The 23,672-nt window shown below is 70.5% G+C and carries 18 protein-coding genes; 5 read left to right on the top strand and 13 right to left on the bottom strand.

The annotated features are described in order from the left end of the window. Window positions 1-23: 23 nt before the first annotated feature. From ACTWNK_RS14485 to ACTWNK_RS14465, 5 genes are all read right to left on the bottom strand, one after another. Window positions 24-1,604 (bottom strand): sodium:solute symporter family transporter, encoded by a 1,581-nt coding sequence (locus ACTWNK_RS14485; RefSeq protein ID WP_474304460.1) that lies wholly within the window; start codon window positions 1,602-1,604, stop codon window positions 24-26. Further along, window positions 1,598-2,041, bottom strand: coding sequence for a hypothetical protein (locus tag ACTWNK_RS14480; RefSeq protein WP_474304459.1), 444 nt, complete (start codon window positions 2,039-2,041; stop codon window positions 1,598-1,600). The genes ACTWNK_RS14485 and ACTWNK_RS14480 overlap by 7 nt, the downstream gene beginning before the upstream one ends. Next, on the bottom strand, window positions 2,038-2,793 hold the full coding sequence (locus ACTWNK_RS14475; protein WP_474304458.1) for a LytR/AlgR family response regulator transcription factor: 756 nt from the start codon (window positions 2,791-2,793) through the stop codon (window positions 2,038-2,040). The genes ACTWNK_RS14480 and ACTWNK_RS14475 overlap by 4 nt, the downstream gene beginning before the upstream one ends. A gap of 65 nt (window positions 2,794-2,858) precedes the next feature. Continuing rightward, entirely contained in the window at window positions 2,859-3,998 is a 1,140-nt protein-coding gene (locus tag ACTWNK_RS14470) for a sensor histidine kinase (RefSeq protein ID WP_474304457.1), read from the bottom strand. Between the two features lie 44 nt (window positions 3,999-4,042). Further along, entirely contained in the window at window positions 4,043-4,642 is a 600-nt protein-coding gene (locus tag ACTWNK_RS14465) for a molybdopterin-dependent oxidoreductase (RefSeq protein WP_474304456.1), read from the bottom strand. 285 nt (window positions 4,643-4,927) lie between these two features. Here ACTWNK_RS14465 and aroF point away from each other — a divergent pair, with 285 nt between their 5' ends. Both aroF and ACTWNK_RS14455 read left to right on the top strand, forming a co-directional pair. Next, window positions 4,928-5,962: a 3-deoxy-7-phosphoheptulonate synthase gene (aroF, locus tag ACTWNK_RS14460; protein ID WP_474304455.1), complete on the top strand. Its 1,035-nt coding sequence runs from the start codon at window positions 4,928-4,930 to the stop codon at window positions 5,960-5,962. 175 nt (window positions 5,963-6,137) lie between these two features. Then, window positions 6,138-6,425, top strand: a complete 288-nt coding sequence (locus ACTWNK_RS14455; protein WP_474304454.1) for a YiaA/YiaB family inner membrane protein — start codon at window positions 6,138-6,140, stop codon at window positions 6,423-6,425. Here the strand turns inward: ACTWNK_RS14455 and thiI are convergent. The 3 genes from thiI to macS are packed head-to-tail and all read right to left on the bottom strand — an operon-like array spanning window position 6,422 to window position 9,449. Then, window positions 6,422-7,624 (bottom strand): tRNA uracil 4-sulfurtransferase ThiI, encoded by a 1,203-nt coding sequence (gene thiI, locus ACTWNK_RS14450; protein WP_474304453.1) that lies wholly within the window; start codon window positions 7,622-7,624, stop codon window positions 6,422-6,424. The two genes, ACTWNK_RS14455 and thiI, sit on opposite strands and share 4 nt — an antisense overlap. A 36-nt stretch (window positions 7,625-7,660) precedes the next feature. Further along, window positions 7,661-8,302: a response regulator gene (locus ACTWNK_RS14445; RefSeq protein ID WP_474304452.1), complete on the bottom strand. Its 642-nt coding sequence runs from the start codon at window positions 8,300-8,302 to the stop codon at window positions 7,661-7,663. A 10-nt stretch (window positions 8,303-8,312) separates the two neighbouring features. Further along, complete coding sequence (gene macS, locus ACTWNK_RS14440) at window positions 8,313-9,449, bottom strand: MacS family sensor histidine kinase (protein WP_474304451.1); 1,137 nt, start codon at window positions 9,447-9,449, stop codon at window positions 8,313-8,315. A 138-nt stretch (window positions 9,450-9,587) separates the two neighbouring features. Here macS and ACTWNK_RS14435 point away from each other — a divergent pair, with 138 nt between their 5' ends. Further along, window positions 9,588-10,409 carry an MHYT domain-containing protein gene (locus ACTWNK_RS14435; RefSeq protein WP_474304450.1) on the top strand — a complete coding sequence of 274 codons (822 nt, stop codon included), beginning with the start codon at window positions 9,588-9,590 and terminating at the stop codon, window positions 10,407-10,409. Window positions 10,410-10,576: 167 nt separating this feature from the next. Here the strand turns inward: ACTWNK_RS14435 and ACTWNK_RS14430 are convergent, their stop codons facing one another. Continuing rightward, window positions 10,577-11,602: a 6-phosphofructokinase gene (locus tag ACTWNK_RS14430; RefSeq protein ID WP_474304449.1), complete on the bottom strand. Its 1,026-nt coding sequence runs from the start codon at window positions 11,600-11,602 to the stop codon at window positions 10,577-10,579. Window positions 11,603-11,738: 136 nt separating this feature from the next. On the opposite strand from ACTWNK_RS14430, the gene glpK reads away from it, so the two are divergent. After that, entirely contained in the window at window positions 11,739-13,208 is a 1,470-nt protein-coding gene (gene glpK, locus ACTWNK_RS14425; protein ID WP_474304448.1) for a glycerol kinase GlpK, read from the top strand. Between the two features lie 7 nt (window positions 13,209-13,215). On the opposite strand, the gene ACTWNK_RS14420 is transcribed toward glpK, so the two are convergent. The 4 genes from ACTWNK_RS14420 to ACTWNK_RS14405 all read right to left on the bottom strand — a co-directional run bounded on the left by ACTWNK_RS14420 (window position 13,216) and on the right by ACTWNK_RS14405 (window position 22,733). Then, entirely contained in the window at window positions 13,216-14,652 is a 1,437-nt protein-coding gene (locus tag ACTWNK_RS14420) for a N,N-dimethylformamidase beta subunit family domain-containing protein (protein ID WP_474304447.1), read from the bottom strand. 301 nt (window positions 14,653-14,953) lie between these two features. Next, window positions 14,954-15,445, bottom strand: a complete 492-nt coding sequence (locus ACTWNK_RS14415; protein WP_474304446.1) for an Imm21 family immunity protein — start codon at window positions 15,443-15,445, stop codon at window positions 14,954-14,956. 9 nt (window positions 15,446-15,454) lie between these two features. After that, window positions 15,455-21,391, bottom strand: coding sequence for a polymorphic toxin-type HINT domain-containing protein (locus ACTWNK_RS14410; RefSeq protein WP_474304445.1), 5,937 nt, complete (start codon window positions 21,389-21,391; stop codon window positions 15,455-15,457). A gap of 394 nt (window positions 21,392-21,785) precedes the next feature. Next, window positions 21,786-22,733, bottom strand: a complete 948-nt coding sequence (locus ACTWNK_RS14405) for a lactonase family protein (protein ID WP_474304444.1) — start codon at window positions 22,731-22,733, stop codon at window positions 21,786-21,788. A 55-nt stretch (window positions 22,734-22,788) separates the two neighbouring features. Here ACTWNK_RS14405 and ACTWNK_RS14400 point away from each other — a divergent pair, with 55 nt between their 5' ends. After that, entirely contained in the window at window positions 22,789-23,652 is an 864-nt protein-coding gene (locus ACTWNK_RS14400) for a bifunctional helix-turn-helix transcriptional regulator/GNAT family N-acetyltransferase (RefSeq protein WP_474304443.1), read from the top strand. Window positions 23,653-23,672: the final 20 nt, after the last annotated feature.

Here is a 23,672-nt window from a genome sequence, read left to right as displayed (position 1 = left end):
TTTACGGACAGCTCGTTGAACGGTCAGTAGCCATCGACATACGGAGAGTGACCATCCGGCAAGCGGTCACTTCGCAGCGACGAACGGCCGGGCAAGGGGCCTGAAACTTCCTCAGGTACATGCATGCGAGCCATCATCCGGCCCACATCCTGCGGCACCCGCCTGGGTGTGAGCCAGGAAACCACCATCATCACCGCGAACGCGACAGGTACGGCGAGCGGCGTGGGGTAGCCGCCCGCAAGCCCCACCTTCACACCGGCCGCCTCCCCAGCGACCAGCGCCACAGTCAGACCGGAACCCACCGCGAACCCGGCCGCCACCCCCCGATCGGTCAGCCGGCGCCACCAGATCCCCAGCACGAGAAGCGGGCAGAACGTCGCCGCCGACAGGCTGAACCCCAGCAGCACCATGACCACCGACCCCCGCGGCGTCGTGACGAGCACCAGCCCCAGCGCGACGACGATCACCGAGGCGACCACGCACCTGAACGCGCTCACCCCCGTGCGCCCCAGGAACGCCGACGCCGCCCCGCCGACCGCCGCCAGCACCCCGCACGAAGTGGCCAGCACGGCCGCGAACGCCCCCGCCGCCAGCGCCCCGGTCAGCAGCACCCCGCCGAGCCCTGGAACCACCTTGGCGGGCAGCAGCAGCACCATCTCGTCGGCCTGGGCGTCCGGCAGGTGCACGCGGCCCAGAATCCCGTAGAGCGGCGGCAGCAGATAGAACAGGGCCAGCAGCACCTGGGTCGCCACCACCGTGCGCCTGGCCGCACGGGCGTCCGGATTGGTGTAGACGCGGACCACGACGTGCGGCAGCCCCATCGTGCCGAGCGCGCAGGCCAGCAGCACCGACAGCACGCCCGCCGCGGAGGGGTCGCCCACTCCCGCGAGCTCCCCGCCGCCCGGCCCCCGCAACCCGCTGCTCGTCCACGGCCCGCCCACTCCGTAGGGCGCGGTGAAGACCGCCATGGGGCCTCCGGCCGCGGGTTCGACCCAGCGCCACACCAGCCACAGCACCAGCCCCACCCCGGCGAACACCGCGAGCTTCAGCCAGAACTGCAACGCCTGCACGCTGGTGACACTGCGCATCCCGCCGCTCAGCGCGACGGCGGCGGCCACCGCACCGGCCGCCAGCGCGCCCGCCCATCCGGGCAGCCCGGTGAGCAGCCTGACGATCACCCCCGCCGCGTGCAGCTGCGCGACCAGGTAGACCAGCCCGATCCCCACCACCAGCGCCGTGGCGAACCTGCGCACCCCCTTGGACCCGAGCCGCCACTCGGCGAAGTCCGGCAGCGTGTAGGTCCCCGAACGCCGCAGCGGCCCGACCACGAGCACCAGCAGCACCACGAACCCCGCCGCCGCGCCCACCGGGTACCAGAGCATGGCCGCGCCGTAGGTGGCGATCAGCCCGGCGAGCCCCAGGCAGGCGGCGGCCGAGGTGAACTCCGAGCTGATCGCGGCGCCGTTGCGCAGTGGCGGCACCGCACGCGCCGCCACGTAGAAGTCGGCGACCGTCGCATAGCGCCGGGGCCGCACGGTCCCGACCAGCACCGACACCACGATCACCCCGGCGACCGCGACCGCCGAGACGACCGCCGTCACCACGCCGCTTCCCGCTCCCGCCGCTCGGCCCGCTCCACCCGCCACAGGTGGTGCACCGCCAGCACCACCCACAGCGGCTGCACCACCCCCGCGAGCACCACCCACGGCAGCGGCATCCCGAACACCCGCACGTGCGGCAGCACCCCCCACACGAGCATCGCCGCCCCCACCACCAGGGCCAGCGCCCCCAGCGTGCCCGCCGCCAGCCTGAGCTGAACCGCCATCACCCGCCGCACCCTGGCATCGTCGTCGCCGGGCAGCACACCCGGCCTGCACGAGAACATCGGCAGCCGAGCGATCTCCACCCGCCCCACAGGCACGGGCCTGCGCGCCACGGTCACCCGCCGCGCCCCCTCCTGCGAGGAACACGGCTCGTACGGCGCCGCCGGGAGGCCCTCAGGCGCCTCGACGGACTGCGGCGCATGCCGCCCGCCGATCACGTCAGCCCTCCTTCGGGCATGGCCGCCCGGAACTGGTGCACCAGCTGCGCCCGCACCTGGCGGGTGTGCCTGCGGCTGACCGGCAGGGTCTCGGTGCCCACCTTCAGCAGCACCCGGCCGCCCTCGAAACGCAGCTCGCTCACGTGCCTGGCCGACACCAGCGTGCTGCGGTGCACCCTGATGAACCCAGCGGCGGCCCAGCGCCGCTCCAGGGCGGCCAGCGACATGCGCACCAGATACGACCCGTCGACCGTGTGCAGCCGCACGTAGTCCCCCTTGGCCTCGGCGAACCACACGGCCTGCTGCGGGACGAACCTGGTGCGACCGCCGAGCTCGACCGGGATGACGTCGTCCGGCCCGGAGTCGGCGGCGGGCACGACGGCGGCGTCCAACCGGCGCACGGCCTCGGCCAGCCGTTCGGCCCTGACGGGCTTGAGCAGGTAGTCGACCGCCTCCAGCTCGAAGGCCTGCACGGCGCAGTCGTCGTGCGCGGTGACGAACACCAGGCGCGGCGGGCTCGGGAAGCCGCCGACCAGCCTGGCCAGGTCGAGCCCGTCGAGGCCCGGCATCCGGATGTCGAGGAAGACGCCGTCGAGCCGCTCGCCCGCGCCGATGAGCTGGACCATGTCCTGCAGCGCGTCGACCCCGTTGGCCGCGGTCAGCACCTGGCCGATCCTCGCGTCCTGGCGCAGGAGGTAGGCCAGCTCCTCGAGCGCGGGCACCTCGTCGTCGACCGCCAGGACACGTAACATGCCTCAACGCTGCCGCAAGAACGCGCTGGTCACAAGCGACACGCCAACACCGGGTAAAGAAATGACTACAAAGAGCTATGGCGACGAGCCTTCGGCACGCGCAGCCGTACCTTGGTGCCCGCGCCGATCCCGGTCTCGACGACCAGCCCGTAGTCCTCGCCGTAGATCTGGCGCAGGCGCACGTCCACATTGGCCAGGCCGATGCCGTTGCCCTCGCGGCGCGGGTCGTCGTCGAGCACCTCGCGCGCGCGTTCCGGGTCCATGCCCATGCCGTCGTCCTCGACGATGATGTGCGCCTCCGGCCCGGCGTCACGCACGACCACGCGGACCTCGCCCTCGCCCGCCTTGCCGCGCATGCCGTGCTTGATGGCGTTCTCCACCAGGGGCTGCAGGCACAGGAAGGGCACGGGGACGGGCAGGACCTCGGGCGCGACCTGCACACTGAAGCGCAGCCGGTCGCCGAACCTGGCCCGCTCCAGCAGCAGGTAGCGGTCGACGCAGGTCAGCTCGTCGGCCAGCGTGGTGAAGTCGCGCGCCTTGCGCAGCGCGTAGCGTGTGAAGTCGGCGAAGTCGAGCAGCAGCTCACGCGCCCGCCCGGGATCGGTGCGGACGAAGGAGGCGATGGTGGTCAGCGCGTTGTAGACGAAGTGCGGCGAGATCTGCGCCCGCAGCGCCCGCATCTCGGCCTCCATGGCCCGCCGCCGCGAGGAGTCGAGCTCGGCCAGCTCCAGTTGCCCCGAGACCCAGCCCGCCACCTCGGTGACCGTGCGCACCAGCGCCGCGCTCACCTCGGCGTCGTAGGCGACCAGCGCTCCCATCACCCTGCCCTCCACCGCGAGCGGCACCACCACGGCCCCATGCGGCTCGCCCGCCACGACGTGCGGCCGGCACGAGGCCAGCGCGGGCCGGGCGTGCTCCATGACGTCGGCCGGGCACGGCCCGTCCCCGGCCAGCGCGGCGTCGGCCGAGGTGATCGCCACGGCCGTGGTGCCGAGCAACACCCGCAGATGGCGTACGGCCTTGCGCGCGGAGTCGCGGTCGAGCCCGGAGCGCAGGGCGGGCGCCGCCATGGCCGCGACGTGCAGGGTGTGGAAGGTGGCCTCGTCGCGCCACGGTCCCGGACGCGGAGTCCCGCGCCTGCGGCCTGCGGCGAATCCCAGGGCCAGGCACAGGACGGCGAGCACGAGCCCGCCGGTGGTGGACATGGGCGCCACGGTAGCCAATCACACCCCGTGTTCGCATCAAAACGCTACGGAGGGCCCTCTCCCGGTTCTTCCTGGTACGAGTAGCGTTGCTCCCGCCAGGGGTCGGCCACATTGTGGTAGCCGCGCTCCTCCCAGAAGCCACGCCTGTCCTCGATGAGGTACTCGACGGCGCGCACCCATTTGACGCTCTTCCAGGCATACAGGTGCGGCACGACCGCCCGGACCGGGAAGCCCCGATCGGGGGAGATCTCCTTCTCGTCGAGCTCCATCGCGAACAGCGTGTCGGGCCTGGCGAAGTCGGTCATCCTGATGTTGGCGCTGTAGCCGTACTCGCCCCAGATCATGACGTGCCGCACGCCGACGTCGGGCGGCGCGGCGGCCATCAGGGTGGCGGCGCTGACGCCGCTCCACTCGTTGCCCATGATGGAGAACTTGGTGACGCAGTGGAAGTCGGCCAGGACGCTCTCACGCGGCAGCGCGGCGAACTCCGGCCAGGTGAAGGTGTGCTCACGGCCGGAGGCGGTGGCGCCGAACACCTTCAGGTGCCAGGTGCCCGGCCGGAACTGCGGGACCCGGCCGTAGTGGATGACGGGCCGGCCGCGCGGAACGTACTGGCCCGGGGGCAGCCGCGACTCCTCCACCATCACTCCCTCGCCTCGTGGTCTGCTCGGGCCATCCTGCCATCGGCCGATCTCGCGCCGGGACCCGGTCCCCGGTTCGGACATCGTTCGGGAGGCGCTACTATTGCGGCCTATGCGCACCGCGTTCATGTTTTGGTATGGCGACGGACCCTCTGGTCGGACCGTTCGCCACCTGACGCTGCGCTAGCAGACAGGCGAATCGGAAGGCCCCGGGTCCACAAGGACCCGGGGCCTTCCGCATTTTCCGCACCTTTTCCCTCTCACCTTCCACACCAGGAGAACACTCAGATGGTCATCGTGATGGGCCCGGAGGCCACCCAGGCGGACGTCGACGCGATCGTCGCCCTCGTGACGGGCGCGGGCGTGGAGGCGTTCGTCAGCAGGGGCGTGAGCCGGACGATCGTCGGCCTGGTCGGCGACGTCGGCCAGCTCAGCTCGGTCAACCTGCGCGGCATGAGCGGCGTGCGCGACGTCATGCGCATCTCGACGCCCTACAAGCTGGTCAGCAGGGACAACCACCCCGAACGCTCGACCGTACGCGTCGGCGGCGTGCCGATCGGTCCCGGCAGTGTGACGCTGATCGCCGGGCCGTGCGCGGTGGAGACGCCGCAGCAGACGCTGGAGGCGGCGCTGATGGCCAAGGCCGCGGGCGCCACCCTGCTGCGCGGCGGCGCGTACAAGCCGAGGACCTCCCCCTACGCCTTCCAGGGGCTCGGCGAGGCCGGGCTGCGGATCCTGGCCGACGTGCGCGAGGAGACCGGCCTGCCGATCGTCACCGAGGTGGTCGACGCCCACGACGTGGAGCTGGTCGCCTCCTACGCCGACATGCTGCAGATCGGCACCCGCAACACCCAGAACTTCGCCCTGCTGCAGGCCGTCGGGCAGATCGGCAAGCCGGTCATGCTCAAGCGCGGGATGAGCGGGACGATCGAGGAGTGGCTGATGTCGGCCGAGTACATCGCCCAGCGCGGCAATCTGGACATCGTGCTGTGCGAGCGCGGCATCAGGACGTTCGAGAGCGCGACCCGCAACACGCTCGACGTCTCGGCCGTGCCGGTGGCCCAGCGCCTTTCGCACCTGCCGGTCATCGTCGACCCGTCGCACTCGGGCGGCAGGCGTGACCTGGTGCTGCCGCTGACCCGGGCCGCCATCGCGGTCGGGGCCGACGGCGTGATCATCGATGTGCACCCGCACCCCGAGCAGGCTCTGGTCGACGGCCCGCAGGCCCTGGTCGACGGCGACCTGCGCGAGCTGGCCAAGGTCATGCGCGAGTTCCCGCCGCTGCTGGGCAAGAGCGTCGCCGGCGACGTCCTGGCCGTCTGACCGGGCGAAGTCCGGCAAGGAGATGGGCTTTACCACCGGCCACAAGCACCCGTTCGAACAGGTACGGCGAGCAGGCCACGAGCCATGCTCGCCGTACCGGCCAGTAACAATACTCACGAGTAACTAAGTAGCTCGCCGGATGTCCCGGTATATCCGGGCGGGTGAGGATCGGCGCATGAGCAAACCGATCCGCCCCACCCACACCGGCGCCTTCTTCACCCAGGCCGTGCTGTCGTTCGCGCTCTCGATCACCGCCGTGTCGATCGGCCTCTACCACCTGCCGGTGTCCGGCTGGATCAGGGCCTTCCTCGCCGTCGGCGTGCTCTATGTCGTCACCTCTGCCTTCACCCTGGCCAAGGTCGTGCGCGACCGGCAGGAGCTGACCGATGTGAGCAGCCGGGTCGACCAGGCGCGGCTGGACAAGCTGCTGGCCGAGCACGACCCGTTCCGGAGCGACGGCTAGATCTTGTACTCCTGGATGGAGTCGGCGAGCTGGACCGCCAGCTCCTCGGCGTCCAGGCGCTTCTCGATCTGCTTGAGGTCCTCGATCTTGGCCCTGGTCTCGGCCCGGCGCGGCGCCAGCAGCGAGCAGCAGTCCTCGTCGGGCAGCTCGGAGATCGCCAGCGTGCCGATGCGCCGGGCCTCGGCCATGATCTCGGTCTTGTCCCAGCCGATGAGCGGGCGCAGGATCGGCAGGTCGACCGCGTTGTCCTGGGCGGTGATGTTGGCCAGGGTCTGCGAGGAGACCTGGCCGAGCGCGTCGCCGGTGATGAGCGTCTCGGCGTGGATGCGGTGGGCGACCTCCTCGGCCGTCTTGAGCATCAGCCTGCGCTGGGAGATCACCGCGAGCCGGTCCTGGCCGGACGTCCTGATCGACTGCTGGGCCTTGCCGAACGGCACCACCCACAGCCGGGACTTGCCCTGGAAACGGTCGAGCGCGCGCACGAGCGCATAGGCCTTGTAGATCGACTCCGACGTGGTGAACGGGATGCCGGAGAAATGCAGGAAGTCCACCCGCAGGCCGCGCCGCATCATCCGGTAGGCGGCGACGGGCGAGTCGATGCCGCCCGACATGAGGATCAGGCCGCGCCCGCTGGTGCCCACCGGCAGGCCGCCCTGGCCGGGCAGGCCGTCGGCGTCGGTGAAGATGAACACCTCGTCGCGGTCCACCTCGACGAACACCGTCAGCTCGGGATTCTTCAGTGAGACCGGCAGCCCGTAGACGTCGTTGATCTCGCCGCCGACCAGCCGGTCGATCTCGTTGGAGCGCAGCGGGAACCTCTTGTCGCGGCGGCGTGAGCGCACCGCGAAGCTGGCCTTGGCCGCCACCTGCGGCGTCTCGCGCACGAGTTCGAGCCCGGCCTTGACCAGGGTGTCGGGGTCCTTGGCCACCCGCCAGGCGCGGTGGATCCACACCAGGCCCGGCACGTCGGCGACCCGCGCGGCGACCTGGTCGGCCTGCTCGACGCCCGCGCCCTGCGGCAGGAAGATCGCGATGACGCCGTGGCGCTGGCGCAGGTCGATCCGGATGTCGAGGTCCTTCAGCGCGGCGCGGATGTTGCCCTGGAGCCTGCGCTCGAACATCTCGCGATTGCGGCCTTTGAGGACGACCTCGCCCAGCTTGAGCAGAACACAAGGCTCGCCCAGGGCGGACATGGTCATGGCGGGACCTCCAGCGTGGTTGGTAACCACCAAAGTTTAGTCCTCGTCCAGACCGCGCTCGATCGCATATCGGACCAGCTCCACCCGGTTGTGCAGCTGCAGCTTGTTCAGCGTGTTCTGGACGTGGTTCTGCACGGTCCGGTGCGAGAGCACGAGACGGTCGGCGATCTGCTTGTAGGACAGGCCCTTGGCCACGAAGCGCAGCACCTCGGTCTCGCGCTCGGTCAGGCGTGGCCCCTCGACGGGCGCGGGCTGCGCGGCCAGCCTTCGGTACTCCCCCAGGACCAGTCCGGCCAGGCCAGGGGTGAACACCGCGTCGCCGTCGGCCGTGCGCTTGACGGCGTCGAGGAACTCCTGCCTGCCCGCCGACTTCACCAGGTAGCCGCTCGCGCCCGCCTTGACCGCGGCCAGCACGTCCTCCTGCTCGGCGCTGGCCGAGAGCACCAGCACCCTGGGCGAGTGGTCGAGCGCGGCCAGCCCCCTGGCCACCTCGGCGCCCGACAGGTCGGGCAGCTGCAGGTCGAGGACCACGACGTCCGGCCTGGCCGCGGCGGCGACCCGCAACGCCTGCCTGCCCTCGCCGACCGCGGCCACCACGTCGTAGCCGGCCTCGGCCAGATCCCGCGCGACCCCCTCGCGCCACATCGGATGGTCGTCGACCACCATCACCCGCACCATGGCGCCAACTCTAGGCGGCGCCGCCCGGTGAGCGGGATGCCAGGGACGCCTGGGGCAGCACGATCTCCACCTCGGTGCCCTCGCCCGGGACCGACACGATCGACACCGTGCCGCCGATCTCGGCCACCCGGCCCCTGATCGACCTGGCGACGCCGAACCTGCCCTCGCGCTCGGCCTGTTCGAGGCGGCCGGGCCCGATGCCGGGCCCCTCGTCGCGCACGCTGACGGTGAGCACGCCTTCGTCCAGCTCGGCGAACACCCATGCCCTGGCGTCGCGGCCGCAGTGCGCCACCACGTTGTCGAGCGCGGCCCCCACGGCGGCGGCGGCCTCCTCGGCCACGGGCCTGGGCAGGACGAGCGCGGTGGCGGGCGTCGAGACCGTCACGGTGGCCGAGCCGTACCTCATGAGCAGGGCGCGAAGGTCGGCCGAGCCGCCGGTGTCGGGGCGCGAGGTGATGAGTTCGCGCAGCGCCGCCTCCTGCTCGCCCGCGAGCCTGCCGAGTTCGGCCGCCTGGCCGCCGATCTCCTGGCCACGGCGCTGGACGAGGGCCAGGACCTGCAGCACCGAGTCGTGTATACCCCTGGAGAGCCGCTCGCGTTCGCGCTGGGCCGCCTCCATCTCGGTGGCGCGCCGCATCCTGGCCCCGGCCTGCCTGGCCAGCCTGGCGACGTGCCCGACGACCACGCCCGCCATGAACAGCAGCACGGCCCCGTTGATCGGCAGCGGCCACTCCAGCCCGCGCACGCCGCGCAGCCACAGGTCGCACACGGCCACGACGGCTGCGGCCAGCGCACCGGCCCGGCGGCCTCCGTACACCGCCCAGGCCAGGACCGGGCCCGCCGCCCAGGTGGCGGTGACCGGCATGGTGCCGACGGCGCCGGTGAGCGCGCCCTGGACGTACGGCGTGAGCATGAGGCAGGCGACGGTCACGGCCAGGTCGGCGGCCAGCAGGGGCTTGGCGCGCCAGGCGGGCACCGCGTAGGCGAAGGAGGTGAAGGCCGTCCACACGGCCATGACGCCGACGGCGAGCCAGCCGAGCAGCGGCCTGTCATATCCGGCGTGCTGGGCCATGAGCGCGGCGGCGTAGGCCAGCGAGGCGAAGCGGAAGACCGCTATCGCCCGCCAGAACGGCCCCTCGATGCCCATGGCGGACAGTCAACCATGTCACACAGCGTAAAAGAGTTCCCAGTACTGATGCCGATCTGTAACCAATCCCTTGGGCGATATATCCGGACATACCGGCATACTTCACTGGCCACCCCGTTGTCTAAGGGACGCAGGTAAATGTCGCATATCAACCATTTCGCATACGGCCCTGTCACCCCGGCGCTCGCCTACATCATGTCCAGCATCGGCTGCATGCTCGGCCTGCTGCTGACGGCCAGGGCCCGGCTGGTCGAGGACCGCTCGCGCGGCTACTGGCTGGCGGGTGCCGCCGTCTCCATCGGCGGCACCGGCGTCTGGACGATGCACTTCATCGCCATGATGGGCTTCTCCGTCTCCGGCACCGCCATCCGCTACGACGTCCTGCTCACCATCGGCTCGGCGCTGCTGGCCGTACTGGTGGTCGGGGCGGGGCTCTTCCTGGTGACCCGCGGTGAGGGACGGCTGCTGTCGCTGCTCGGCGGCGGGCTGCTCACCGGGCTCGGCGTCGCGGGCATGCACTACATGGGCATGGCCGCGATGAACATGGCGGGCCAGGTCGCCTACGACACGGCGACCGTCGGGCTGTCGGTGCTGATCGCGATCGTGGCCGCGACGGTGGCCCTGTGGTTCACGGTACGGGTCAGCGGCGCGCTGGCGATCGGCGGCGCCGCGCTCATCATGGGCGTCGCGGTCTGCGGTATGCACTACACCGGCATGTTCGCGATGGCCGTCCAGGTCAGGACCGGCACCGAGACGCTCGCCGGAGCCAGGGGCATCGACTTCCTGCTGCCGCTCATCGTGGGCATCAGCATCGTGACCCTGGGCCTGCTGCTGGCCGTCGTGCTCTCGCCTTCGGAGCGGGAGCTGCGCGGCGACGCGGAGCTGCGCGAGCGGCTGCGGACCAGGAGCGAGGCGCCCAAGCCCGAGGTCGACCTGTTCGGCGGCGAGCGCAGGCGCTGACGGCCACCGCGGCCGGGACGCCAAGCCCTGGGGTACGGCCTGCGCCGCGTCTGGGCCGCCTTGACGGCGGCGCAAGCCGTACCTGGAGGGGCCGAGCGGGGCACCCGCTCGGGATCGAACAGTAAGCCCGGCCGCTTGCAATTCGCTTACAGGCGGCCGTGAACCGATCAGCCGAAGAAGACCTCGGCCTCCTCGTAACGGCCCGGCGGAACCGTCTTCAGCTCGGCGGTGGCCTCCTCAAGGCGCACCCTGACGATGTCGGTGCCCTGCAGCGCGACCATCTTCCCGAAGTCGCCCGCGTCGACCGCGTCGATCGCCTGCAGGCCGAAGCGGGTGGCCAGCACCCGGTCGAACGCCGTCGGCGTGCCACCGCGCTGGATGTGGCCGAGCACGGTGGTGCGGGCCTCCTTGCCGGTGCGCTTCTCGATCTCCTTGGCCAGCAGTTCGCCGATGCCGCCGAGCCTGACGTGCCCGAAGGAGTCGAGCTCGCCCGCCTGCAGCGCCATCTGGCCCTCGATCGGGTGCGCGCCCTCGGCCACGACGATGATCGGCGCGTAGCGCGTCTTGAACCTCGACTCGACGTACTCGCAGACCTTGTCGATGTCGAACGGCTTCTCCGGGATGAGGATGACGTTCGCGCCGCCCGCCATACCGGCGTGCAGGGCGATCCAGCCCGCGTGCCTGCCCATGACCTCGCAGATCAGCGCCCTGTGGTGCGACTCGGCCGTGGTGTGCAGCCGGTCGATGGCCTCGGTCGCGATGTTGACGGCCGTGTCGAAGCCGAAGGTGTAGTCGGTGGCGTTGAGGTCGTTGTCGATCGTCTTCGGGACGCCGACGACCTTCACGTCCCTGTCGTAGAGCTGCTTGGCGACGCCGAGCGTGTCCTCGCCGCCAATGGCGATCAACGCGTCGACTCCGGACATGGCCAGGTTGTCCTTGATCCGGTCAACCCCGCCATCGATCTTCATAGGGTTGGTGCGGGACGAGCCCAGGATCGTGCCACCGCGTGGCAGGATGCCTCGCACGGCCCGGATGTCGAGCGGCATGGTGTCGCCTTCCAGGGGGCCTCGCCAGCCGTCCCGGTAACCGACGAACTCATGTCCGTAGACGCTCACACCCTTGCGGACTACAGCCCTGATCACGGCGTTGAGACCGGGGCAGTCGCCCCCACCTGTGAGCACTCCGATACGCATGGCGGGTTCCTCCCAATGGGATACACGGCCAGACTATGAGGGCGGTGCCGCCGGTGACCGAGTCTCACTCGGTCGCCGACGCAACGCATTGTGCCCCGCGGCACAGACAATGGTCTAGACCAAATGGAGAGAGTCCGTGGCCGTTTTGGCGATAGACGCAGGCACAACCGGTGTGACGGCGCTCGTCGTCACCGAGGAAGGCCGGATCGAGTCGCGGGGCTACGAGGAGTTCGCCCAGCATTTTCCGCATCCCGGATGGGTGGAGCACTCCCCCGAGGAGATCTGGCAGGCCACACTCGCCGCCTGCCGCACCGCGCTCGACGGCGCGTCCGTCACGCCGCTCTGCGTCGGCATCACCAACCAGCGGGAGAGCGCCGTCCTGTGGGACAGGCGCACGCTCGCCGCCCCGCGCCGGGCCGTCGTCTGGCAGGACCGCCGCAGCTCCGGCATCTGCGAACGGCTGCGCGAGGCCGGGCACGAGCCGCGCGTGTCGAAGCTGACCGGCCTGCGCCTCGACCCGTACTTCACCGCGACCAAACTCACCTGGCTGGCCGAGCACGACACCCGCTCGTGGTCCGGCGTGCTGTCCGGCGACGTCGTCGTCGGCACCGTCGACTCCTACCTCGTCGCCAGGCTCACCGCCGGGGCCGCGCACGTCACCGACGCCTCCAACGCCTCGCGCACCCTGCTGTACGACCTGGAGCGCGGCGAGTGGTCGGCCGAGTTGTGCGAGCTGTTCGGCGTGCCGATCGGGGCGCTGCCCGAGATCGTGGCCAACCACGGCGTCGTCGGGCACACCGCGCCCGATGCCTTCCTCGGGCTCGGCCTGCCGATCAGCGGGCTGGCCGGCGACCAGCAGGCGGCACTGTTCGGGCAGACGTGCTTCGACCCCGGCGACGTCAAGTGCACCTACGGCACCGGCTCCTTCATCCTGACCAACACCGGGCCCGAGATCGTCCGCTCCCCCGACGGCCTGCTCACCACCGTCGCCTGGCAGACGCCGTCCGGTGAGCGCACCTTCGCGCTGGAAGGGTCGATCTTCGTGACCGGCGCGGCCGTGCAGTGGCTGCGCGACGGGCTCGGCCTGATCAACACCGCACCCGAGTCCGAGGCCGTCGCCCGTACGGTGCCCGACAGCGCAGGCGTCGTCTTCGTGCCCGCCCTGACCGGGCTCGGCGCGCCGCACTGGGACCCCTCGGCGCGGGGCACGATCGTCGGCATCACCCGGGGCACCACCCGGGCTCATCTCGTCCGCGCCACGCTGGAGGCGATCGCCTTCGAGGTACGCGACGTCGTCGAGGTGATGACCGGGGCCGCGGGCAGGCCGGTCCCCGCCCTCAAGGCCGACGGCGGGGCCAGCGGCAACGACCTGCTCCTTGGCATGCAGGCCGCCCAGCTCGGCGTGCCCGTCGAACGCCCCGCCGTACAGGAGACCACCGCGCTCGGCGCCGCGTTCCTGGCCGGGCTCGGCGCCGGGGTGTGGGGGTCGACCGCGGAACTGCGCGAGACGTGGGAGCTGGAGCGCCGCTTCGAGCCCGGCGAACGCGACGACGAGGCCTACGCCCGCTGGCGGCTGGCCGTCGAACGGGCCAAGGGCTGGGGGTGAGCCTCTCCTAGTCGTCGTGCGGCTTGCGCACCGGGTGGGCCCGGCCTGCCGGGCCTTCGGCGAAGGCGGTGAGCAGGTTGGTCGTGGCCTTGCGGGTGAAGGCGGCGGCGGCGTCGGTCACACCGTGGCCGCAGCGGGCGCCGCGCATGGCGCACACCCAGCGCATGGTGCCCGAGCTGAAGACCCCTGCTCCGCTGGGCGCGGTGTAGTACAGCGCATGGGTACGCGTCGCACGGCCGCCGCAGTCCACCGGCGAGTCGGCGAGGACCTCCATCGGCTCGGGCGCCTGCTTCGTACGCATTCGGTCGGTCTCGACGCCTGCCATGCCGGGGAAGGCCGTGCCCTTGCGTACCCCGGTGCCGGCGAAGATCCAGGAGCCCGGGTCGCGCACGACGAACGCCGACTCCGACGGGTAGCAGTCGTAGCCCTGGCCGACCAGGGAGCTCTCCGGGTTCGAGTCGCGCCACAGCGGGCAGTCGGTGTCCTTGTCGCAGCGCAGCACCCTGTCGTCGAGCGCGACTTTCCAGTAGACGGCGTTGGCGCCGAGGAAGGCCAGGTTCACGCCCCTGTCCCTGGCCGCCGTGACCTCGTGGCGCATGGCGGGCGACCAGTACTCGTCGTGGCCCATCGACACCACGCCCAGCGCGCCCTTCAGCGCGCCCGGCTTGAGGTCGAAGCTGGTGAGGTAGGCCAGCGGCAGGCCGCTGCGCTCGGCGAGTTCGATCACGTCGCGTTCGAAGTCGAGGTACAGCCTGGCGCCCGAGCCGCCGTACGGCCGGTCGAAGCTGACGGCCAGCGAGCGGTCCTCGTAGCCTTCCGGTCCCTTGTAGAGGCTGCGGCCGCCCCACAGGTTGTAGGCCTGCCAGGTGCTGACGGCGTTGAGCAGGACGATCCTGCCCTCGGCCGAGCGTGAGCGCACGGTCAGCGGGATGTAGCGCTGGGCGCCGGTGTCGGCGTCCAGGCGCAGCAGGTAGGAGCCCTCGGGCCAGCCCGTGGTGTCGATGCGTGGAGCCGGGGCCCAGTGGGCGGCGCTGACCATGCGTTCGCCGCCCCGGGTGTGCGGCTCCGGCTGCAGGGTGCCGGGCCAGGACGGCGATCGCCAGACGAGTCCCGCTCCGGCGCCGCCGTACCAGCCGGTGCGGAAGGCCTGCACGGTGTAGGAGCGCGCGGTCGTGGAGACGCGCAGGGTGAGCGTCTGGCCCGGCAGGACCCGGGCGTCGTCGGCGAACCCCTCGATCTCGTGCGCCGAACCCCGCTTGGTCAGCGCCCAGCGCGGCGCCGGCACCGCGGGCGAGAACCGCGACCCGGCCTCGGGCGGCGCCGCCCTGCCCAGACCCGGCATCGCGCCCAGGTCCCTGGGCTCCCCACCCGTCGCACACCCGGCCACAGCCAGCACGCCGACCACCAGCCGAACCACCAAACGCCGCCAAGCTCGATACGCCACAGCCCCGCATCCTCACCCTCGCCGTGGGACTTGCCGAGCGACTTTGCCGCCTTCTTACCTGGGGTGGGCGCGTGCAGGGAGCGCGTGCAGGGAGGCGGAGGTCGGGGGACGCGCAGCGCGTCGGGGCAGGCACGGGGCTGGGGCGGCGGGGTCGGGCCGGGCACGCTGGGGGCCGTGTGGGCGTCGAGGCGAGAGCGGCATCTCTCGGGTGGCGGTGCGCTCACACCTCAGGAAAGAGCCTTCCCATTCCCGCAGGGGCTAGCTCCGAGGAAAAAGCAGCCCTCCCCCAGGTCCCAAGTCCTCAGGAAGAAGCCTGCTCCGGCAGCAGCCGGTGAAGCCTGGCCGCGTTGTGGTCGCCTGGCTCCAGGTCTGTGGTGTGCAGGCGGTAGTGGCCGGCGGGCAGGGGGACCTCGATCGAGTCGTCCGGGGTCAGCTCGTCGCCGGGGATCGCCGCGTCGAACAGCAGGACCCCGTCACGAACGACGAGGACGGGCCCGCTCTCCCAGACCGCCGACCCGATCTCGGCGTCGACCATCTGGAGCAGCCCGTCCTCGGAGTTCGCGTAAAGCCATTGGACGAACGCCTCGTGCTTGGCGGAGTAAGCCGTCCTCAGCGGCTCGTCCCACAGCACGAGGGCCGTCCGGATCTGCGTGGCCGGACCGAATTCGACGACTCCCGTGACGTCGTCGACGGCACAGGCCTCCTCGTAGTCCCCCCGATATCCCGTCCACACGGAATCGTCGGGGAGACTGACGAGGACAAAAGGCCCGCCTGCCGTTTCGATCCATCTCATTCGGTCAGGCTACCATGATTTCGCCGACCAAATTTTGCGCATCAATGGCGCCAGCTGACGTACCCATCCGCCCTGTTTCGCACTGCAGGAACGGCATTGCGGGAATAGTCGCTGCTTAATTCCGTCGGGAATCCATTCGCTCGGCGGCCAATGGTCCTTGACCCATGTACCCTTCGAACTTCCGGAATCCATGATGCCGCAGGTGTGGCAGCCGAAGTAGTCGCCGTTGCGGTTGTTCTGGGCGATCTCCTCCTCGGTCCAGTCGCGGCCCTTGCTTCTGGCCGGAATGGACTCCTCCGCGTACCTGCCGAGTGAGCAGACCTCGTCGGGGTCGGACCTGTTCGGCTTGGCATTGTGCGAAAGGAGCGGCGTGCCGCCCGCGACGACGTAGTAGGTGTGGACGTCGGCGACGGTGAAGTTGTAGACCCGTTCGTGCTGGGTCCACTGCTTGACCGCGCTGACCTGGACGAAGGTCCCCGAGCTGGTCCGCAGCCACATACCGGGCTCGAGCTCGACGGCCTTGCGCCATTCGCGTGTGCTCTCGACCCAGAACGGGTGGCCGTCGGTGGCGACGAGTTCACCGGTGGCCGTGCCCTTGTCGCCGTCGGTGTCGACGGTGATGCGGATCAGTTTCTTGTCGCCTTCGCCGCGGATGAGGGCGACGACGGGCTTGGCGCTGGTGACGCCCTTCTCCGGGTCGGTGGCGACGACCTGGTCACCGAGGTCGACCTTTTCGATCGGCTTGGTGGTGCCGTCGACCAGAAGAACGGGAGTACCCGCGACGAAGCTGTTGCAGCCTGGATTGGACTGCTTTATCTGAGCCGGTTTGTCGGGCGTCTTCGTCTTGGCCTTGGCCTTGGCGGCCAGTGCCTTGGCCCGTTCTGCCGCTTCGGCGGCCACCTTCTTCGCGTATGCCTCGGCTGCTGCCTTGGCTGCGGCTGCCTTTTCGGCTGCTGCCTTGGCTGCTGCCGCTGCTGCGGCCTTGGCGGCTTCGGCTGCGCGTTCGGCTCCTCTCAGGATGGCCTTGGCCCAGTTGAGTTCCTTGAAGAAGGTGATGACGGCTTTGCCGGCCCGCCAGATGGCCTCGATGATCTTCTTGGCCTTGAAGATCTTGCCCCAGGGCAGGTTGCCGACCACGGCCATGACGCAGGCGCCGAGGTCGCCGTTGAGGCAGTTGATGATGTCGTTGATCCCCAGGACTTCCATGAGGATCTGGCCGCCGGCCTCCAGGATGACGTCCAGCACGCTCTTGTTCTGCAGCTGCTGGGCCTTGGCCACGTCCTCGGGACTCGGCCCCGGGTCGACCTCCTGGTTCGGCGCGGTGCCGCCGCCGCTGCCGCCGCCCGCGTCCAGCACCATGCCCGTGGGGTCGGTGAAGACGAGCGGGTTGTTGGCCGCGTAGGTGTAGGCGGAGGTCTTGGTCTCGCCGGTGGGCATGGCGTCCGTCGCGGTGAAGCGGCCGGTGCCCGGGTTGTAGTTGCGGTCGCGCAGGTAGTAGTTACCGTCGCCGCTGGTCTGGTCCTGGTACGCCCCGGTGAAGCGCATCGGGTTCTTCGGCGCCTGCTGGGACGGCGGCCCGCTCAGCGTCGGCCCGGTACGCGGGTTGCCGAACGGGTCGTAGTCGTAGCCCGCCTCGACCTGCCCGCCGGGGGCGAGCATGTTGGCGACGCCGCCGAGCCAGTCGTGGGTGTAGGCGTGGGCGGCACCGTTGAGCAGGGCGAGCGGCTCGTCGTCGGGGCCGTAGGCGAAGCCCTGTCGTTCCACCGTGGCGCCGTTGCCGTTGGTGGTGGTGTCCAGGGCGATCTGCGGCAGGGTGCCGTTGGTGTCCCAGCTCCAGCGCTGGGTGGCGGCCAGGGTGCCGCCCGCGGTGCTGGTGGCCGCCGACAGGCGCAGGCCGGTCGCGTCGTAGGTGAAGGCGGCCTTGTTGCCGTTCACCGTGGCGGTGGCCAGGCTGTTGTCCAGGTTGTAGGTGAGCCGGTCGGCTCCGGCCCGGATCTGGTTGCCGTTGACGTCGTAGCCGAAGTCACGCGCCACCACCGAGCCGGGCTTGGCCACGGTTTCACGGGTGAGCTGGTCGGCGGCGTCGTAGGCGTAGGTGGTGGTGTCGTTGCCCGCGCTACCGGAACGCTTCTGGGAGGTGCGGTTGCCGACCAGGTCGTAGGTGTAGTCGATACGCCCGGCCATCTGCGAACCCGTCGCACAGCTGGTGGCCGAGTAGCACGCCGACGTCACCCGGTCGACGTTGTCGTAGGAGTAGACCACCGCCTCCGACGCCGTCCCCCTGGTGGTGGTGACCTTCGTCGGGTTGCCCACCGGGTCCAGCGTGAGATCGAACGCCGAGACCGGGGCCGCGTCCCCGTCGGCGGTGCGGATGGAGGTCAGGCGTCCGGCGTCGTCGTAGGCGCGCCTCTCGCTCAGCCCGCCGCCCGGCAGCGTCGTCGTGGTGCGGCGTCCGGCGGCGTCGTAGGCGAAGGTCCAGGTGCTGGTGCCCCCGGCGATACCGCCCGCGACCTTGTGCTCGGTCTGACGGGAGTCGTCGTCGTAGGCCGCGCTGACCTGCGTGCCGTCCGGATACGTGCGCGAGGTGATGTTGCCGCGCTCGTCGTAGCCGTAGGTGAACCTCTCGTCGTCGAGCCCGGCGGTCTTGCGGGTGACCGTCGTGATCTGGTCCTCGTCGTCGTAGGCCACCTCGCGTACCCCGGCCGGGTCGCCGTAGGCCGTGGTGCGGTCCTTGGCGTCGTAGCCGTAGGTGTAGGCCGGGCCCTCCGACCCCAGGGCGGTCTTGGTGCGGCGGCCCCGGATGTCGTAGGTGTTGACGATCGTCCGCTTCAGCCGCTCCTCAGGGCTGACCCACTCCGGCCCGTTGATGGTGATCGCCGACAGCGCGTTGTTCTCCGCGTCGTAGGTGACCTCCACCCGCCTGGCCAGCGGATCGGCCCGCGTGATCAGACGCCCGGCATCGTCGTAGGCCATCCGCGTGTACCGCCCGGCCGGATCGCGCACCGACTCCAGCAAACCGTCCACGCTGTACCCGTACACCGTCGACCTGGCGGTCGGATCCGCCGGGTTGTACGGCGTGTCCGGGGTGTGCACCGTCGCCGGGAGGTCGTCCTCGCGGTAGGTGTAGTGGGTGGTGCGGTTCTTCGGGTCGGTGCTCGCCGAGACCCTGCTGGTCGCGTCGTAGGCGATCGTGGTCGTCGCGCCGAGCGGGTCGATGGACTTGACCTGGTTCCCGGCCTGGTCGTACTCGTAGCGGGTGGTGAACCGGGCCGGATCGGCGCCCTCCAGGTTGCCGCGCGGCTCGGTGACGCTGACCAGCAGGCCGTCGTCGTCGTACTTCCAGGTCGTGACGCCGCCCGCCGCGTTCGTCTCCTTGATCCGGTTCCCGGCGGGGTCGTACTCGGTCTTGGTCGCCTTGCCGCCCGGGTCCTTGATCTCGGTCTGACGACCAGACCGGTCGTACTCCATCGTGGTCTTGCGGCCCAGGTTGTCGGTCGTGGCCGTGACCTGGCCGGTCTTGTCGCGCTGGAAGGCGGAGGTCTTGCCCAGTTCGTCGGTCTTGTTGGTGGTCCGGTCGAGCGGGTCCACCTTGATGTCGCGATCGGTGAAACCACCGCCCGGGTACGGCGTGCGGATCCGGATCGGATTGTCGTTGGCGTCGTAGAAATAGGTGGTCGTGAAGTCGGCGGGGTTGGCGCCGGGCTCGTTGCCGCGTGGCGAGACGACGGTCTTCAGCAGGCCCTTGGCGTCGTAGCCGTACGTCGTGGTGATGGGGGCGCGGGTGCGCAGATGCGCCTGGACCGCGGACTTACGGCCGGCGTTCGTGTAGGTGTAGGTGGTCGTGCGACGTTCGTCGTCGACGGACTTGAGCAGGCCGTTGGCGAAGTAGGCGTACACACTCGTCTGGCCGGTCGGCGTCTGGGTGCGGATCTTGCGACCGGTCTCGTCGAACCCGGTGCGCCAGGCCCCCGTCTTGCCGGGCTCCAGCGTGCTGAGCAGCCGGTCCTGGGCGTCGTAGGCGTACCGGGTGGTGTAGGCGGGGCGGTTGCCGCCGGGCACGGTGCCGCGTGGGTCGGTCGAGGTGACGCGGCGGCCGGTGGCGTCGTAGGTCATCTCGCTGCGTCTGCCGCCCGCCGAGACCGAGGCCTTCATCAGACCGGCGTTCGGGCCGCCCTGCGGGAGGTACTCGAACCTGGTGACCTTGCCGCGCTGGTCGGTGCTGCTGGTGCGCAGGCCGCGCGTGTCGTAGGTGTGGGTGATGTCGTGGCCTTCGGGGTCCACACTGCGGACGAGTTCGCTGAACTCGTTGTAGGTGTCCTTCCACACCTGGCCGTTGGCGTCGGTGTGCTCGGTCGGGTTGTTGTTCGCGTCGAACTTGGTCTTCTCCGAGAAGCCGAGCGAGCGCGGCGCGTTGGTCTGCACACGGTTGCCGTTGGCGTCGAAGATCGCCTCGTGCTGGTACTGGTTGCCGTTGACGACCAGGTCTCGGTTGAGCGAGGGGTCGTATCGGTGGTTGTCGGAGTCGCCGGTCACGCGCTGGGAGTAGACCAGCGTGTTGCCCTTGTAGCCGTCCCAGATCGTCACGCCGTCGGGGTCGGTGCTGGCCGCCTCCTCCTTGGCCGCGTCCCAGGCGAACGTCGTCTGCTTGCCCAGGCCGTCCTTCTGGGAGGCCATCCGGCCGTCGGCGGCGTAGACGTTGGAGATGATCGCCACATGGTGCGGGTCGATCACCTGCGAGAGCAGGCTGTTGGCGTGGTAGGCGTACTGCCAGGCGAAGCCACGCGCGTCCAGCACCTTGGTCAGCAGGCCGCCGGTGTAGAAGTAGTTCACATTGCGGCCGTCCGGCAGGCTGATCTCCCTGATCAGACCGCCCTCGATGCGTACCTCGACGACCCGGCCGGAGGCGTCGGTGATGTTCACACCGAGCCCCTCGTACGCCAGCGTCACGCCGACGTCACGGGCGTTGCGCACCGAGACCAGGCGGCCTTGGGCGTCGAAGGCGTAACGCACCTGGCGGGGCGTCTTCAGCTCCCAGCCGCTCGCCGTCTTGCGCAGCGTCGAGCGCACACCCGGCGGGCGCTTGTAGGAGTCGCCGTCGGCGGTGTACTTGGCCTGGGCGCCGTCCTCGGCCCTGACCAGCACGGCGCCCTCGCCCGCCGGGGTGACCCGCATGTCGTAGGACCAGTTCCAGCCCGGCCCCAGCGGGCTCGCGCCGCGGTTCATCGACGAGTACGTGCGCGAGGACACGAACTGCGGGCCGAACGAGGCCAGCTCCAGGTCCTGCTCGGTCCGGACGAACGCGCCGGTGCCGGTGTTGACGCCGAGACCGCGTGAGGCCTGGCCTGCGGCCGTCAGGGCCAGCGCGTTGCCGCAGCCGCACCCGGCGGCCTGCTCGTTCGGCACCGGCGGCGGCACGGTCGTCACGCGGGGCTGTGCCTCGCCCGACGGGTTCGACACCACCTCACGCCCGTCGCCGAACACGGCGGCGACGGTCACGAAGTACTGCTTGGCCGGGTCCAGCACCCAGCCGTCCGCCGCGCCGAACGAACGGCAGAACTGCCCGCCCGAACCGCAGTACGACAGCGCCAGGTCCTCGCGCGTGACGAGCGAGGAGGTCTGCTCGGTCTGCGACCCGACCTCGTACAGTCGCACGCGTGCGCCGGTCCACGACGGATCGACGCCTGAGCCGTTGAAGTAGGTGACGAGCGAGGTGTCGCCCAGCACGTAGCCGGGGCGCAGGTCGAGGTCGGTGAAGCCGTCGTCGGCGACGGCCGCGGGCCTGGCCACCAGCGACGACCACCGGGCCCCGGCCACCTCGGCCGGTTTGCCCTCGGCCTTGGCGCCGAGAGGCACGACGGGCGGCCGTTTGGCCGGGGCCCTGTCCGAGCGCACACCGGCGGGCACAGGCCGGTTGACCGGCCCCGCACCCGCCTTCACCTGCGCCACGGGTGGCGGATCCGCCGCCGCCGCGATCGGTACGGGAGCCCATAAGAATGAGGCGAGAAGAGTGGACACCACGGCCAGGATCAGAATCCGGGCACGCTGAAAAGAACGCTTGTCGCGCATTGGGTTCAACCCCCGTTGAATAGTCCCAAGCTGATGGACCAGCTACCTCTGTTCGAATCGAACAAAAGCATTCGGTCATCCGCCGCGCAACCCCTTAATAAGGAGGGGCACGTTCCGTCACAAAGCCAGGACAAAGGTCGGGGGAAGTGCGCCCGGAATGGCATCCGGCCCCGGGCCTGGCGTGACGAGGAATGGTCACGTTCCAATATGTTCGGCGCCGACACCCTCCGTCGGCGTCGATCACTTTCCGCCATTCCCTAGGTGGAACTCCAGGTTATCGGGTCAGCGGCAGGACACACGTGGGCTGTTCGAGAGCGAGGCTCTGCGCGGCGGGGCCGGGCACGCCGTCCTTGAGGGCGAGTGCCGTCACGTTGGCCGAGTTCTGGTTCGTCACATAGAGCACGTCGTCGACCAGTGCGAAGTGTCTCGGCCACTGGCCGCCGACCGGCGACTCGGCCACGAAGGACAGGTCGTCGGCGGAGAAGACCGAGACCGTGTCCGGTCCCCTGTTGCCGACATAGACGAGGCCGCCCGCCACCACGACGTGCGAGGGGTAGTTGACCATGCGCAGCCGCGAGGCCGGAGCGTGCCCGAGCGGCTCCCAGGTCGCGGAGTAGGCGGCGATCGTGCCGTCGAGCTCGCCCGTGACGAACCAGCGGGAGCCGTCGAAGGCGAGGTGTCTCGGGCCCTTGCCCGGCTCCAGTGCGACGAAGGCGAGCGCCTGGCCGTCGAGGGAGTAGCGCCTGATCTCGTCGGTGCCCAGGTCGGCCACGTGGAGCACGTCGTCCGGGCCGAACACCGCCTGGTGGGCGTGCGAGCCCTGCTGCCGGTCGGCGACCGGGCCGCTGCCGCTGTGGCGCAGCACGACCGGCTCGCCGGTGAACGCTCCCGCTTCGTCGAGCCGGTGCAGGCTGACCACGCCGTCGCCGTAGTTGCTCACCGCCAGCACCGTGCCCGATGGGTGCACGGCCACATGGCAGGGCGAGTCGCCCTCGCTCGGCCGCTCGTCCAGCGGGGTGAGCGCGCCCGCCTCGTCCACCGCACAGGCCAGCACGACGCCGGGGTCGTCCTCGCTCACGGCGTAGAGCACGGGAAGGGCGGGGTGCGCGGCCAGGAACGAGGCGCGGGAGGCGGGCAGGTGGGCGAGCGCGGCGAGATCACGAGAGACGGTCGTGATGCCGGTGCCATAGCCGCCGACGAAAAGGAGATTCACATCACGCATCTTCTCATGCTTGACTATGTCAATGAATTCGTTGACTGATGCAAGCATCTTGGCCGTGCGGGAGTTCAACCGCTTCTACACGCGGGTGATCGGCGTGCTCGGCGCGGGCGTCTACGACTCGCCGTACTCCTTGACCGAGGTCCGGGTGCTGTTCGAGCTGGACCGGGCGGGCGAGGTGGAGGCCGGGGAGCTGCGGCGCTCACTGGGGCTGGACGGCGGGTACCTCAGCCGGATGTTGTCCAGGTTCGAGGGCGAGGGCCTGGTCGCCAGGGAGCGCTCGCCCGCCGACGGACGCAAGCAGGTCGTACGGCTGACCGAGGCGGGCGGCACGGCGTTCGGCGAGCTGGAGCGCCTGTCCGCCACGGAGATCGGCAGACTGCTCGGCCCACTGGGCCCCGGGGAGCGCGAGCGCCTCACCACGGCCATGACGGCGATCCGTACCCTGCTGGAGCCGGGCACCACCCCCCGCGCCTACGCGATCAGGCCGCCGCGCCCGGGCGATCTCGGCTGGGTGGTGCAGCGGCACGGCGAGCTGTATGCCACGGAGTACGGCTGGGGCCAGGACTTCGAACGCCTGGTGGCCGGCATCGTGGCGGCCTACGACCCGGAGCGCGACGCGGGCTGGATCGCCGAGGTGGCGGGCGAGCGCGCGGGCTGCGTGTTCTGCGTGCGCAAGGACGAGCGTACGGCCCAGCTCAGGATGCTGCTGGTGGAGCCGTTCGCCAGGGGTCTCGGCATCGGCGGGCGGCTGGTGGGCGAGTGCCTGGCGCATGCGAGGGCCGAGGGGTACGAACGTGTCGTGCTGTGGACGCGTGACGTGCTGACGACGGCCAGGCGCATCTACCAGGCGGCCGGATTCGAGCTGATCGGCGAGGAGCGCGGCGAGCACAACGAGCAGACCTGGGCGCTTCGACTGTGATATATACCCTCTTTTTTGAT

It is taken from the genome of Nonomuraea sp. IBHARD001 (genome assembly GCF_056106265.1).
The sequence above is the reverse complement of the archived record's forward strand: the minus strand, read 5'-3'. Positions and strand labels throughout refer to the sequence as shown.

Excerpts from the sequence above, each read along its gene's own strand:
- ACTWNK_RS14405 (WP_474304444.1), bottom strand. The coding sequence starts at position 22,733 with ATGCGTGATGTGAATCTCCTTTTCGTCGGCGGCTATGGCACCGGCATC.
- ACTWNK_RS14430 (WP_474304449.1), bottom strand. The coding sequence starts at position 11,602 with ATGCGTATCGGAGTGCTCACAGGTGGGGGCGACTGCCCCGGTCTCAAC.
- ACTWNK_RS14415 (WP_474304446.1), bottom strand. The coding sequence starts at position 15,445 with ATGAGATGGATCGAAACGGCAGGCGGGCCTTTTGTCCTCGTCAGTCTC.
- ACTWNK_RS14465 (WP_474304456.1), bottom strand. The coding sequence starts at position 4,642 with ATGGTGGAGGAGTCGCGGCTGCCCCCGGGCCAGTACGTTCCGCGCGGC.
- ACTWNK_RS14470 (WP_474304457.1), bottom strand. The coding sequence starts at position 3,998 with ATGTCCACCACCGGCGGGCTCGTGCTCGCCGTCCTGTGCCTGGCCCTG.
- ACTWNK_RS14435 (WP_474304450.1), top strand. The coding sequence starts at position 9,588 with ATGTCGCATATCAACCATTTCGCATACGGCCCTGTCACCCCGGCGCTC.
- ACTWNK_RS14445 (WP_474304452.1), bottom strand. The coding sequence starts at position 8,302 with ATGGTGCGGGTGATGGTGGTCGACGACCATCCGATGTGGCGCGAGGGG.
- ACTWNK_RS14455 (WP_474304454.1), top strand. The coding sequence starts at position 6,138 with ATGAGCAAACCGATCCGCCCCACCCACACCGGCGCCTTCTTCACCCAG.
- macS (WP_474304451.1), bottom strand. The coding sequence starts at position 9,449 with ATGGGCATCGAGGGGCCGTTCTGGCGGGCGATAGCGGTCTTCCGCTTC.
- aroF (WP_474304455.1), top strand. The coding sequence starts at position 4,928 with ATGGTCATCGTGATGGGCCCGGAGGCCACCCAGGCGGACGTCGACGCG.
- ACTWNK_RS14475 (WP_474304458.1), bottom strand. The coding sequence starts at position 2,793 with ATGTTACGTGTCCTGGCGGTCGACGACGAGGTGCCCGCGCTCGAGGAG.
- thiI (WP_474304453.1), bottom strand. The coding sequence starts at position 7,624 with ATGACCATGTCCGCCCTGGGCGAGCCTTGTGTTCTGCTCAAGCTGGGC.